The sequence below is a fragment of the Vibrio sp. 1727 genome (genome assembly GCF_033344415.1).
Classification (GTDB): Bacteria; Pseudomonadota; Gammaproteobacteria; order Enterobacterales; family Vibrionaceae; genus Vibrio; species Vibrio alginolyticus.
On the sequence record NZ_JAWPOT010000035.1, the window covers coordinates 24592 to 37851 of the forward strand.

At 43.0% G+C, this 13260-nt stretch carries 9 protein-coding genes; 4 read left to right on the forward strand and 5 right to left on the reverse strand.

All coding sequences use genetic code 11. The features are described from left to right. Positions 1–61: 61 nt before the first annotated feature. From R8O10_RS22330 to R8O10_RS22350, 5 genes are all read right to left on the reverse strand, one after another. Entirely contained in the window at positions 62–556 is a 495-nt protein-coding gene (locus R8O10_RS22330) for a hypothetical protein (RefSeq protein ID WP_031418241.1), read from the reverse strand. Beyond that, entirely contained in the window at positions 556–2781 is a 2226-nt protein-coding gene (locus tag R8O10_RS22335) for a hypothetical protein (RefSeq protein WP_140364822.1), read from the reverse strand. Before R8O10_RS22335 ends, R8O10_RS22330 begins: the two co-directional genes overlap by 1 nt. Beyond that, complete coding sequence (locus R8O10_RS22340) at positions 2774–4381, reverse strand: site-specific integrase (protein ID WP_206625960.1); 1608 nt, start codon at positions 4379–4381, stop codon at positions 2774–2776. The genes R8O10_RS22335 and R8O10_RS22340 overlap by 8 nt, the downstream gene beginning before the upstream one ends. After that, positions 4371–5720, reverse strand: coding sequence for a tyrosine-type recombinase/integrase (locus tag R8O10_RS22345; protein ID WP_206625961.1), 1350 nt, complete (start codon positions 5718–5720; stop codon positions 4371–4373). The genes R8O10_RS22340 and R8O10_RS22345 overlap by 11 nt, the downstream gene beginning before the upstream one ends. A 151-nt stretch (positions 5721–5871) precedes the next feature. After that, complete coding sequence (locus tag R8O10_RS22350; RefSeq protein WP_005387798.1) at positions 5872–6411, reverse strand: single-stranded DNA-binding protein; 540 nt, start codon at positions 6409–6411, stop codon at positions 5872–5874. A gap of 277 nt (positions 6412–6688) precedes the next feature. On the opposite strand from R8O10_RS22350, the gene R8O10_RS22355 reads away from it, so the two are divergent. The 4 genes from R8O10_RS22355 (at position 6689) to R8O10_RS22370 (ending at position 13185) form a co-directional block, all read left to right on the forward strand. After that, on the forward strand, positions 6689–7333 hold the full coding sequence (locus R8O10_RS22355; RefSeq protein ID WP_171346110.1) for a LuxR C-terminal-related transcriptional regulator: 645 nt from the start codon (positions 6689–6691) through the stop codon (positions 7331–7333). 159 nt (positions 7334–7492) lie between these two features. Further along, the gene (galU, locus tag R8O10_RS22360) at positions 7493–8365 is read left to right on the forward strand and encodes a UTP--glucose-1-phosphate uridylyltransferase GalU (RefSeq protein ID WP_005381239.1); all 873 of its coding nucleotides are present in this window, start codon (positions 7493–7495) and stop codon (positions 8363–8365) included. Positions 8366–8514: 149 nt separating this feature from the next. Next, positions 8515–11337 carry an excinuclease ABC subunit UvrA gene (uvrA, locus tag R8O10_RS22365; protein ID WP_262650201.1) on the forward strand — a complete coding sequence of 941 codons (2823 nt, stop codon included), beginning with the start codon at positions 8515–8517 and terminating at the stop codon, positions 11335–11337. A gap of 66 nt (positions 11338–11403) precedes the next feature. After that, positions 11404–13185 (forward strand): PglL family O-oligosaccharyltransferase, encoded by a 1782-nt coding sequence (locus R8O10_RS22370; RefSeq protein ID WP_318191746.1) that lies wholly within the window; start codon positions 11404–11406, stop codon positions 13183–13185. Positions 13186–13260 lie beyond the last annotated feature (75 nt).

A 13260-nucleotide genomic window follows, 5' to 3' on the forward strand; every position in this document is an offset into this window, starting at 1 on the left:
GCCTCATTTGGATAAGCTGCTAGATCTGTACAATTCAGGACTGAATTAGTTGTAGTACACCTTATATGGACTTGGCAGGCAGACCATCATCAAGTGTAGAAACTAACTTATTGAGATCGACGCCGTCCATCTTCTGAAGGTTGTATTGCCATCTCGCAAATCTCTCAAGCAACATATCATTTTGAGAATTAAGCCTTTTATTTTCTGAACTAAGCCTTTCATTCTCTTTTTCAAGTTTTTCTACTTGCTTGATTAATTCTGCAATCGCTACGTCATCATTCCCTAGATTAGAGATAAGATCACTTAATTTGTCAGTGCTTTCGAACAACGACTTGGCATCTTGGATAGCTTCTGATTTCTTTTGCCTTAGCTGCTCTTTCTTCAAATCAAAAGCATGCTTAATTTCATCATACTTGGTGAATGTAAAACGTGATGGCGGCTTTTTTAGGCCAAGTTCTAACTGTAATTTCTCAGCTAAAAGCTCATAACTAAGTTTGCCAGTCCACCCATCGATGATAGCCAGTATCGTTTCTTTGTTATCTGGAACAAAAGCCATTATGCCTCCCTCATATCAGATAGTGCTAAAGCCATAAGATCAAACCCTTGGATAGCGCTTTGTTCATTTATATTCAGTGAGCGCTTCACAGGAGATGGTGATAGCTCATCAGGTATTCTAACGTGTGCGCCATCCGCTTTTTTTGGATCTTCAAGAAGAAAAATGAGTGTTTTTATCTTAGACAATCGAAAGCCCAGAGCTGTAACCCATCTATCCGCTCCAAAAACCTGATCTTCTGCGGCGGCTTTTGCATGCCTCAATTGCTCTTCATATAGCGCTTCAAGAGTTTTTAACTCATCAAGAGAGTGAGGCATACCTTTAAGGCAAACATGTTCATTACAGACCTCACAGTCACCATTTTTAACACATGGACTTTCGGCATAGTTATGAACACAGAAGCCTAACCCCGTGAACTGAGCAACACCATCCCTATCAACCCCAAGAGCTTTCAGTGAGATGGGAAGTCCAAGGTCATGTAAAACCATTGGCGGTGGCGGCGCTTCGGCAGTGTAAGGTTCTAACAACTGGTTAGCTTGAGCAACAGTCATGACACCAGATCCAATCGTAACATGCCCAATACGCTGAGTTAGACGTGACTTTTGCTTTTCAGTTCGTCCGTCGTAAGCTTTGTTTTGCTTGATATCAGCTCGCCCTGACCATTTGGCGATAAGCCAATCAGCTTCACCTGCTAACTTTAATTTCGTGTTTAACCAGTGACGAAATTGGTGACTATTTAGCTTGAGAGGTGTCCCATCTTCATCTGTGATACCTAGCTCATCAAAAATTGATTCTATGCCTCTGTCAGAGCCGATAGCATCACTCAGAGAGCCATGTCCAAGATGAACCCATGAGAAGGGCTTAACCGCGAATTCCTTGTGAAATTCATGATCTCTGACTAATGTGATGCAATCCCATACTTTCATGTCGCCATAATTTGGGAAATCCAGCGTCTTATATTGTTCATCAATAACAGAACGGAGATCCCTGTAACTAGGAAATCGAATGACGATTCCTGTTGGCTTACCAGTGTATCTATTTACGATCTCATTGTTCGGGAGAACGATGTGTCCTTGACACAAGTCCTTTTTCCAATCGTTCACATTGTTCAAGTCGCTAATTAAACGATTTAACCACTTGACGTTGCTACCATACGTCGTCCAAGTGATGTCGGTTCCTCTTTCTGATTTACCTGTTTTAAATCCCATTACTTTCGCGAACTGATTATATGTCAAAGGCTTGTCTTGAGAGCTTTCTGAGTCACTAGCCAACATGAACAGATCAGGATTGTCGTACGCAAATTTTGCAGCAGATCTAGCTGGAGCAGAAATCTCAACAAGTCTTTCAAATGCTTGTTTAACAACGTCTTCTAGCAAAGCTGGCACCCACTTTCGAACGGCATCCCCTCCTTTGGCAGGATGCCACATCAAGTACCAACGACCTTTATCACTTTGCTGTAATGAATTGACAGTCAAACCATTCAATTCGGTATTTCGGCTGGGCTGGCACATCAACATAACGCAAAGACTACTAAAATACTTCTGGCGTGGTGTCTTCGCTTTATGAAAAGCGTCTGCTACTTGCAACATCTGATAATCTGACGGGCATTTATCTTCCATTTCCTTGCGACTTTTTTCGTCTAGTTTTATGCTCGCGTCAGATTGACGAGGAAACGGGTTCGACCAATCTTGTAGATCTAGTTTAAATCGTTTTTCTTTGATGAATTTCAATACCTTTTCGAACGAAAGGCCGATATTGCGTTTGCCGCCAGCGCCTAAATCACTGCTCCGTATCTTCTGCTCTACGCGATCAATCACATTATTGTTGATGTTCATTATATCAACTGAAGATTTATCATTGTGAGCAGCGTGCTCTTCTAATGCTTGATAGAGGAATACAAGTGATGAAGCCCAAGTAGTTGAATCTTTCTTGTTAAGCGATTGCTGGTAGCGAACATATGCTTTCGCAAAGTCAGAAAAAGGAAGCTGGAAAGGTGTATATTTTGAATGATTCTGACTTGCCCCAAAAACAATCGTCAGCTTTTTTCCTTTTTCCGTCTTCCACGACCACTTATCACATTCCCAGCCATTCTGAATAATGCCTTCAGGGGTTTTGAACTGAATGTCTTCAAACAGACTCAGGTCATTTTTTGCAAAAGCGATAAAATCATCATAATTTTTTTGAAAATCAATTTGATGCTTAGGAGTAAACAGCAAAACATTAGACATTTAACGCTCCTTCATTTTCTAACTCTTGCTTTCTTGCGTTGCACTTTAGAATGACCGCCTTAATAGCATTGATACTGCGGTTATGTCCTTGCAAAACAAACTCACTGGCTCCCATATCACGCTTTCGATCTCGTTTCAAAACGACGCTTTTCAGCATTTTTTCATGAGGAGCATTTAACCAAGGTTGAAATTTGTTACATGTGTAGCAATGTACAGAGCCATTAGCGCAAAAGCCGAATGTTCCACAGTTTCCTAAAGGGTTGCCTTCGTCATTGTTAATTCTACTTCGAGGATCGTTAGCTCGAATTGCGTCTTTTTCACTGTCTATTAACGTGCCAGAAAAAGCTTGAGCTAATGGGGTAAGATCGGTAGCTAGCGCCTCGTCGATTCTATCCGCCATCTCTTCATTAAACTCGGTATACACGGTGACATGTTGAGTATCTTCATGCCCTAACTCCTCAGCTATCGTATGCTCGCTGGCTCCAAGCATAGACATGTTCGTCGCATGAGTGTAACGAAATCGACGTGGATTAATATGCAAATCTCCATAATCCCCACCCACTTTAATTCGGGTTGTTTTTAAGGGGCAAAGCCGAGCTAATCTTCGTGTTATTTCCCCTACTGATGGATTTGCACCTCTCGTCCGTAAGCACAATAAATCAGGCGTTTTCTGTTGTATTTCTTCGAATGCACTAAAGTCAGTGAGATTCGATATCTCTCGGTCATTAATAAAAATGGGGATATGCTTTTTCTGCTGACTAGTAAGGCTAACGTTGAAATGTTCTTCAACCATTTTTATTGATTGTTTTGCCTGTGCAGTCAGCACCAATATTAGGTCTTCACTCACATCTTTTTTGATTTGGTAAGACCCTCTAAACGTTTCATTACGTTTTTTGGCGTTAGGTATTCGTAAATCAAAGTGCTCAATGCCAGCCTCTGTTCTTGTGAGTAGATCCTCATAATACAGATGGGTTAATTGAAGAGACCGAGCACCTGTGTACTGCAATGCCATGATAAATGCATAGTCATATAATGAAATGAGCTGCTCTGTAAATGCATCTACGTACCACGTAATGAATGCGGATTGCTCCTCCAGTGTATAAGCACCGCTAAACGGGCAACCAAGTGCAACCGCTTTCCCTTTTTCATTTCCTGAAATTTTGAGCGCTGAGAGCAAGCCAACAACTTTCTTATCAACACCGTAGATTTCCTTGTCATGCCAATCAAGCAAAAAAGCACGGATACTCCCTAGCTTGTATTCTGTGTTTTTAGTCAAGCTGCTCTTAAAATTGACGACGTGCTTCTCACTGATTTTATTTGTCACACCAAAAGCAAAGAGAGCACGACACTCTCGAAAAATATTGGACGTGTAAGAAGATGAAAACTCAGCAGCGTAGTCCGCTAAAGCAAGTCTGAAACACTCAGAAAACTTAGGAGTAAGACTTAATGGTTCTAAAAGAGTCAAATTCAAACGCACATTGGTATCCAACTGCCAATTATCAGAATAAACGTCAAACTCATAGTTAGCTTTACTTAGTCGCTTGTCTGACTTTGACTTTATATCTCTATAAGCACTGTTTTTTTTCGTATTAATAGCCATAAACACCTACTTCAGCCTTATGTTTTAAATTTTCATGCATCTTTCTCCGCATCTTATTGGCTTGTTCTATAACTGTTCGTTTCAAGTAAGGTCTGCCAGAGTTTAGGTCGGAATGTCCATTCTTCTCAGCTCTAATCTCTAGCTCACGCTGTTCGGTGATTTTATTTTCATCTGCATATAGTTTGGCTGCTTGGGGCTTCCCTTCGGCTTCTAATCGCTTCACTTCTTCCTCAACCGCTTTTTTTTCTTGGTCAATACATTTGGATAGCTGATGGTTGAAATAATGCCTAAAGCTGTGTGGCGTGATCCCCCAAAAACGTTCAAAATTAACCTTGCGAATACGATTAAAAATATCGTTTATCGTTTGTTTTACAAGCGGTTGACCTGATTCATGGCTTCCACTTTTGGCTTTGTGAGAGACAAATATAAATGGATGTTTTTTGGCCGCCTTTGTATGAAAACGATGTGTTTTAACGTAGATATTTAGCAAATCTCTCAGTTCTTTCGAGATTGGGACGGTTCTACCAAGCGTCTTCGCTGTAGGCTCATCTAAACGAGGATCTTCTTTACTATTATGTCTGCGTACAATTGATAAAGTGGGGTTGTCAGTGTCAGTACCGATGTCACCAATTCTTAGAGCTGCTAGTTCACTGCGTCTAAATCCCGTTTCATACAAGATTTGAACGATGAGGTAATTTCGAAACCGAATGACAGGGTTACGAAAGGGATTGTGTTCAGAGTTGGGTTTGGCCACGGCAACAAAATCTTCAAATACATCATCTGGTATCCCTGATTTATCTAAAGCCATTTGCTTACTTTTTAAGCGATCCTTCGGCATGTCGCTTTTTAACTGCGTCTTCATTAAATTAAGCGCATCAGATAACTGCACAGCGGAAGGTTTCTTCTTAACTCGCTCTATCCCACAAAAGTGCAGATATTCAGTAATGTGAGCTATGCGAGAGATATACTGAGACTTTGTGACGGTAGGCTTATCTTTTGATTTAGAAAGATGAAATTTCCCCATATCGGTAACATTTGTTTTAGTCTGATTTTTGAAGACGGTAGCTCGATAGCTACAATGCTCTTTCAGAGCATTGATATCATCAAGAGTTGGAATGACACCATTGTAAATTTCTTCAAGCAGATCTCTGCCATTTATACTTTCCCAAAGTTTTAAGTGTTTGATGGACTTTAGATACTGCTGAATTGAAGATGTCGTTATATGCTTTCGGAGTTTCATAGTGACAAAGTGCGTTACCCAAAAATCAGGCATGCCGTCATCGTCTAGTAAAAAGACATAACGCTCACCGCTCATAAACTTCTTTATCTCAATCTTCATACCCAACCCAAAAAAATCAACATAAAAACTTGTAAGTTAATAATATACACGTTCAACCTAAAAAATAAACACTTTTTTTCAGCCAATAAAAGAAAAGGCCGCTATTAGCGGCCTTTAGTGTATTTTTCAACATTTTTTATTTTGTCTTAGTTCAGAACGGGATATCGTCGTCAAAATCCATTGGTGGCTCATTGTACTGCTGCTGTGGTTGCTGCGGAGCCTGTTGTTGTGGTTGCTGTTGCTGAGGCGCATTGTACTGCTGCTGAGCTGGCTGTTGAGGCTGACCCCATCCACCTTGTTGCTGCTGTTGACCGCCCATTGGTGCGCCGCCACCTTGAGCACGACCGCCAAGCATTTGCATCACACCATTGAAGCCTTGAACAACGACTTCAGTTGAGTAGCGATCTTGGCCACTTTGATCTTGCCATTTGCGAGTTTGCAGTTGCCCTTCAATGTAAACTTGAGAGCCTTTACGCAAGTACTCACCTGCTACTTCCGCAAGTTTGCCGAACAACACAACACGGTGCCATTCCGTTTTTTCGCGCTGTTCGCCAGTCGCTTTATCACGCCATGAATCAGAAGTCGCAATAGTAATGTTTGCTACTGCACCGCCATTCGGCATGTAACGAATTTCAGGGTCGTTACCTAGATTCCCCACCAAAATAACTTTGTTAATTCCACGGCTGGCCATGATGTGCTCCGTTTCACTCTGGATATATAAAATTTTAGCGCATTAGAATAGCACGCTTTAATGTTTTGATTAAAGTCTAATACCATTGTGATCTATTGAGTCACCCTCTAGAACCCAAATCGTATTTCAACTTACGTGTGTAGCATTTTTGATTCGCGTTGCAGACATCGTTTCGTGAAGCTTTGAATTCGAACGCATTTATTCAGTAAAGCGATGGTTATGGCCTCTCTTTAATGCCAGTTTATGGCTTCTATTGAACCCAGGGAGATTGGAACACGTGAGAAAGTCGGCTTACGCAAGAAAGCTATTTCTGATCAGTATGGAAGATAATGCGCAAAAAAAAGTGGCGGCACTCGAAAAGTACATTGATATGAGCATCCCGGTGATTTCAACCGAAGCACTCATGGAAGCCAAGCCACAACACCGTAATAAAATTCTACTGATCGACTTCAGTGAACATAAATCACTTGTTCAATCGATCAAAAACTTGCCTCTTGTATGGAAAAACTTTGAAACCGTTGTCTTCAACGTGCCTAAAAGACTAACCACGGATGAACTTCTTTCATTTGGTCAATTAAAAGGTGTGTTTTATTCTGAAGATACGCTAGAGCAAATTGGAGAAGGGTTAAAAGGCATTGTTAACGGTCAAAACTGGCTGCCGCGTAATGTAACCAGTCAACTTTTACACTATTACCGCAATGTCATTAATACTCATACTGCACCAGCTACGGTAGACCTAACCATTCGTGAGCTACAAGTACTGCGTTGCCTACAAGCTGGCGCCTCGAACAGTCAGATGGCCGAAGAGTTATTCGTCAGTGAATTCACCATCAAATCGCACTTGTATCAGATATTCAAAAAGCTATCCGTAAAGAACCGAGTACAGGCAATCGCCTGGGCAGACCAAAACTTAATTTCGTGATGCAATGTGAGCGGCTCTGATAACTGAAATGACGAGTCGCTCATCTTTTTTCCGCACCGAGTCTCACATTTTTTCCTACTTTATTCATGATTCATTGATACCTCTCGTGTTAAAGTTATGCGCAGATTCTTGATAAAAACGAGATAGGATATTCCCCCAATGATAAAAAAATGTCTGTTCCCTGCTGCAGGCTATGGCACACGCTTCCTACCGGCAACGAAATCTATGCCAAAAGAGATGATGCCAGTCGTGAACAAACCGCTTATTGAATACGGTGTCGAAGAAGCAATCCAAGCTGGTATGAACGGCATGTGTATTGTGACAGGTCGTGGCAAGCACTCGATCATGGACCACTTTGATAAGAACTACGAACTGGAACATCAGATTAGCGGTACCAACAAAGAAGAGCTGTTGGTAGATATCCGTGAAATCATTGAATCTGCAAACTTCACTTATATACGTCAACGCGAAATGAAAGGCTTGGGCCACGCGATTCTAACTGGACGAGAATTGGTAGGCGATGAGCCATTTGCTGTTGTTCTTGCTGATGACCTTTGTGTGAACGAGCAAGAGGGCGTACTGGCTCAGATGGTGGCACTATTTAAGCAGTTCCGCTGTTCTATCGTTGCAGTGCAAGAAGTACCAGCCGAAGAAACACACAAATACGGCGTTATCTCTGGTGAAATGATCAAAGACGACATCTACCGTGTAGACGACATGGTAGAAAAACCAGAGAAAGGCACGGCGCCTAGCAACCTTGCTATCATTGGCCGCTACATCCTGACTCCCGATATTTTTGAACTGATCGAAAACACTGAACCTGGTAAAGGTGGTGAAATTCAAATCACGGACGCGCTGCTTAAACAAGCAAAAGCGGGCTGTGTATTGGCTTACAAATTCAAGGGCAAACGCTTTGACTGTGGTAGCGTTGAAGGTTACATCGAAGCAACTAACTATTGTTTTGAAAACCTGTATCTAAAAGATGAAAAAACCTCTGAGCTAGGTAAGCACGCAACACAAAAAGCAGTATAAAGCATCGTCTTAGTACGAAATTACTGTATCGAAAGCCCAGCACAACGCTGGGCTTTTTACTTTACTGTTTTTTTATCCAGTAATTTTCTTTGCACATTTCTCACACTATGTAATACTTGCCCCACTTGGTTATACATAGAGCAAAAACGATGGATAAAATAGAAGTTCGCGGTGCCCGAACCCATAACCTTAAAGACATTAATCTTACAATCCCTCGCGATAAACTGATTGTCATTACTGGACTAAGTGGCTCCGGTAAATCCTCTCTCGCTTTCGATACATTGTATGCAGAAGGCCAACGACGCTACGTAGAGTCTCTCTCTGCCTACGCTCGTCAGTTTTTGTCTCTGATGGAAAAACCCGATGTCGACCACATTGAAGGGTTATCACCCGCGATTTCTATTGAACAGAAATCTACTTCTCATAACCCGCGTTCAACCGTCGGTACAATTACCGAAGTCTACGACTACTTACGTCTATTGTATGCTCGTGTGGGCGAACCCCGCTGTCCAACGCATCATGCCCCTCTTGCCGCGCAAACCATCAGCCAAATGGTGGACAAAGTCCTAGAGATGCCGGAAGGCAGCAAAATGATGCTATTGGCGCCTATTGTCAAAGAACGTAAAGGTGAGCATGTTAAAACGCTTGAGAACTTAGCGGCTCAAGGTTTTATTCGTGCGCGTATTGATGGAGAAACTTGCGATCTTTCCGATCCTCCAACCCTTGAGCTACATAAAAAGCACACCATTGAAGTCGTGGTAGACCGCTTTAAAGTTCGTCCAGACTTACAACAGCGCTTGGCCGAATCTTTCGAGACCACGCTCGAATTATCAGGCGGAATTGCGGTTGTCGCGCCAATGGATGGCGACGGTGAAGAGATTATTTTCTCCGCCAACTTCGCTTGTCCACAATGTGGTTACAGCATGCAAGAGTTAGAGCCGCGACTTTTCTCATTCAACAACCCTGCTGGTGCATGTGGCAGTTGTGATGGTTTGGGTGTGCAGCAATACTTCGATCCAAGCCGAGTAATTCAAGATGATTCATTAAGCTTGGCACAAGGTGCGATTCGCGGTTGGGATCAAAAGAACTACTACTACTTCCAAATGCTCACCTCATTGGCCGATCATTATGGTTTTGACCTCCATGCCCCTTTTAATTCTCTGCCAAAGAAAACGCAAGATGTCATTCTAAAGGGCTCAGGTCGTACTGAGATTGAGTTTAAATACATCAACGATCGTGGCGATATTCGCGTTAAACGCCATCCATTCGAAGGTATTCTGAATACCCTAGAACGTCGCTATCGTGATACAGAATCTAACTCTGTCCGTGAAGAGCTTGCAAAATACATCTCCACTAAATCTTGTTCAAGCTGTGGCGGTACTCGTCTACGCCTTGAAGCACGTAACGTGTTTATTGCTGATACGACACTACCTGAGATTGTTGAACTCAGCATTGCTGATGCATTGGAATTCTTCCATTCCTTGAAACTGGAAGGTCAACGAGCCCAAATCGCTGAAAAAGTGATGAAGGAAATCAACGACCGCCTGCAATTCTTAGTTAACGTCGGTTTGAACTACCTAAACTTATCACGCAGTGCAGAAACCTTATCAGGCGGTGAAGCTCAACGTATTCGTTTAGCAAGCCAAATTGGGGCGGGTCTTGTTGGTGTGATGTATGTTCTGGACGAACCGTCGATTGGTCTCCACCAGCGTGATAATGAACGCTTATTAAAAACGCTCACCCATTTGCGCGATTTAGGTAATACCGTACTTGTGGTAGAACACGATGAAGATGCGATTCGCTGTGCAGATCATGTCATAGATATTGGTCCTGGTGCTGGAGTACATGGTGGTAATGTTGTTGCGGAAGGCACCATGGAAGAGATAGTCGCGAATCCGAATTCTCTGACAGGTCAGTACTTAAGTGGTGTTAAAGAAATCGCAGTACCGAAAGATCGCACGCCGCGAGATCCGAAAAAAACGGTTGAGCTATTAGGCGCTACAGGTAATAACCTTAAAAACGTTAACCTTTCAATTCCTGTTGGGTTATTCAGCTGTATTACAGGGGTATCTGGCTCAGGTAAATCAACACTGATTAATGATACTTTCTTTAAAATTGCGCATACCCAACTTAACGGAGCGACAACGGCTCAGCCTTCACCTTATAAATCGATTAAAGGTCTAGAGCACTTCGATAAAGTCATCGATATCGATCAAAGCCCAATTGGCCGTACACCTCGCTCTAACCCTGCAACCTATACGGGGATCTTTACACCAATCCGTGAACTGTTTGCAGGCACACAGGAGTCGCGTTCTCGCGGTTACAAGCCGGGCCGTTTTAGTTTTAACGTACGCGGTGGTCGTTGTGAGGCCTGTCAGGGTGACGGTGTTATCAAAGTAGAAATGCATTTCCTACCAGATGTTTATGTGCCATGTGATGTGTGTAAAGGTAAACGCTACAACCGTGAAACTCTCGAAGTACGTTACAAAGGTAAAACTATTGATGAAGTGCTAGAAATGACGGTCGAAGATGCACGCACCTTCTTCGATCCAGTTCCTGCCATCGCTCGCAAACTACAAACACTGATGGATGTGGGTTTGTCGTACATACGATTGGGTCAAGCGGCAACAACACTCTCCGGTGGTGAAGCACAGCGTGTTAAATTGGCGCGAGAGCTATCCAAACGTGATACAGGAAAAACCTTGTACATTTTGGATGAACCAACAACCGGCTTGCACTTCCATGATATCCAGCAGTTGCTCACTGTACTGCACAGACTTCGCGACCACGGAAATACTGTCGTGGTGATCGAGCATAACCTGGACGTCATTAAGACTGCGGACTGGATTATCGATCTTGGTCCTGAAGGGGGTCAGGGTGGCGGCGAGATAATCGCTCAAGGCACACCGGAAGATGTGTCGCAAATCGAGGGATCGCACACAGCTCACTTCCTTAAGCCTATGTTGAAGTAGAAAAAACAGGTAAAGTACCGAGACCAGCAAGTGCTGGTCTTTTTCATTCAAAACAACGCAATAACTATGGCTACTATACATGTAAGTGGAACAAAGCTTTCTCCCGAAAAAGTACAGGTTCCCCTCAATCGCAAGTTTCTCATTGCCTTGGCAACACTATTTGTGTTGGCAATGCACTTTTTCATGCCCAACCCCGGCGGTTCGGGGCTTTCGCTTTCGTTCAATGTGACAACTTGGATTGCTTTTAGCTTTGCATTAGGCATTGGGTGTTACCAACTCGCGAATAATCGAGTGCTACGTTACTCAAAACTAACCATCGGCTTGTTCATTAGTGCTCTTATCATGACAGTGCCCATTCTGTACCCAAATGCGAATAGCAGCTTGGCAGCCAATAAGCTCATAGGCCTGTGGTGTGGTGTCCTGTTCTTTATTGTTTTACAACAATTTCATTTCAGTAATAAACATCGCCAACGCCTATTATGGTTCATTGTCCTTGCGGTTGTTATCGAAGCCATTTTTGGTTTGACACAATATCTGCATCTCAAACCAGGCAATCCGTTTGGTTACGACACGGTGGCCAATCGTCCTTATGGTATTTTCCAACAGCCCAATGTAATGGCCAGCTTTCTTGCGACAGGGTTGGTGATTGCCAGCTATTTACTTGCACGTCAGCCCTACAAATACGACCGTAAGTTAAGCGATGTTTACCTTCTCTATGCCGTACCAGTTTTAACTTTACCACTAATTGTGGCGTTGGCTTCACGCACTGGTTGGTTAGCCTCGGTCATCGCCGTGTTGTTGGTCATTCCATACATGTACCGCTTTGCAACCAAAGGGCGCTTTATCCGCTGGGTTGTGTCACTTGTAAGTGGGCTCTTACTCTCAGTCGTTGTCATGCATCTTGCCTTTCCTGATGGAGGTGGGTTAGCCGCAGAAAAAGTAAATATGGAGTCTCCTCGAGCGTATACTTTTCCGCAAACATTAGACATGGTGATTGAAAAGCCTTTTACTGGTTATGGATATGGCAAGTTTGAATCTGAGTACATGCTGTATACGGCTCGTCAACATGCCCTTAATGAGAATTACCCAGCAGGTTTGCCTGCCATGGATCATCCGCATAACGAGCTGCTTTACTGGGGAGTAGAAGGTGGCTTACTGCCAATACTCGGCATCTTCTTAGCGATGGCACTGGTATTGTATCGAATCTATCAAGCCAAACGCGGAACTCGTCTTGCGTTGCTGGCCTTGTTTATACCTATCGTATTGCACTCACAACTGGAATACCCTTTCTACCACTCTCTCGTGCATTGGTTGATCTTCGTTATCCTGCTGTACTGGGTCGATCAGCGCGTCTCTCGTTATCGACAAGTCGGCTTTAGTAATGTGACCAAAAGCTTGCTGCGTGTTTTTAGTTTGGTACTTCCCGTTGCGTTTACGTTTTACATGGTAAGCGCATTACATACGAACTATGTATTGACGAAGTTTGAGACCACTAGACCAACTAACCCTGATATTCTGAATCAAGTCAGTAACCCTGTGGTTTGGAAAGACAGGTTTGATTGGGATGTCTATAGCACGTTTTTAAACCTTGGGCTGTACCAACAAGACGCAACCTTGATTCAGCCTTATATCGATTGGTCGCTAAAAATCATCAAAGATAAGCCTCGTCCTGCATTTTATAATAATTTGATTTTGGCCTACCAAGGCTTAGATGACTCAAGTAAAGCGGAGCAAATTAGAGCTGAAGCGCAGTTTTTGTTCCCGAAGATTGATTTCAGTGACGTCAATTACCAACCACCTTCTCAAGCAATCTCTGCCTCACCAGTCCCCACTTCAGGAGCTGAGTAATATGACCCGTCCTGATATGGGTTGACACTTTTTAACTAAAACGCTCGATGTACTTCATCGGGCGTTTTGTATTTT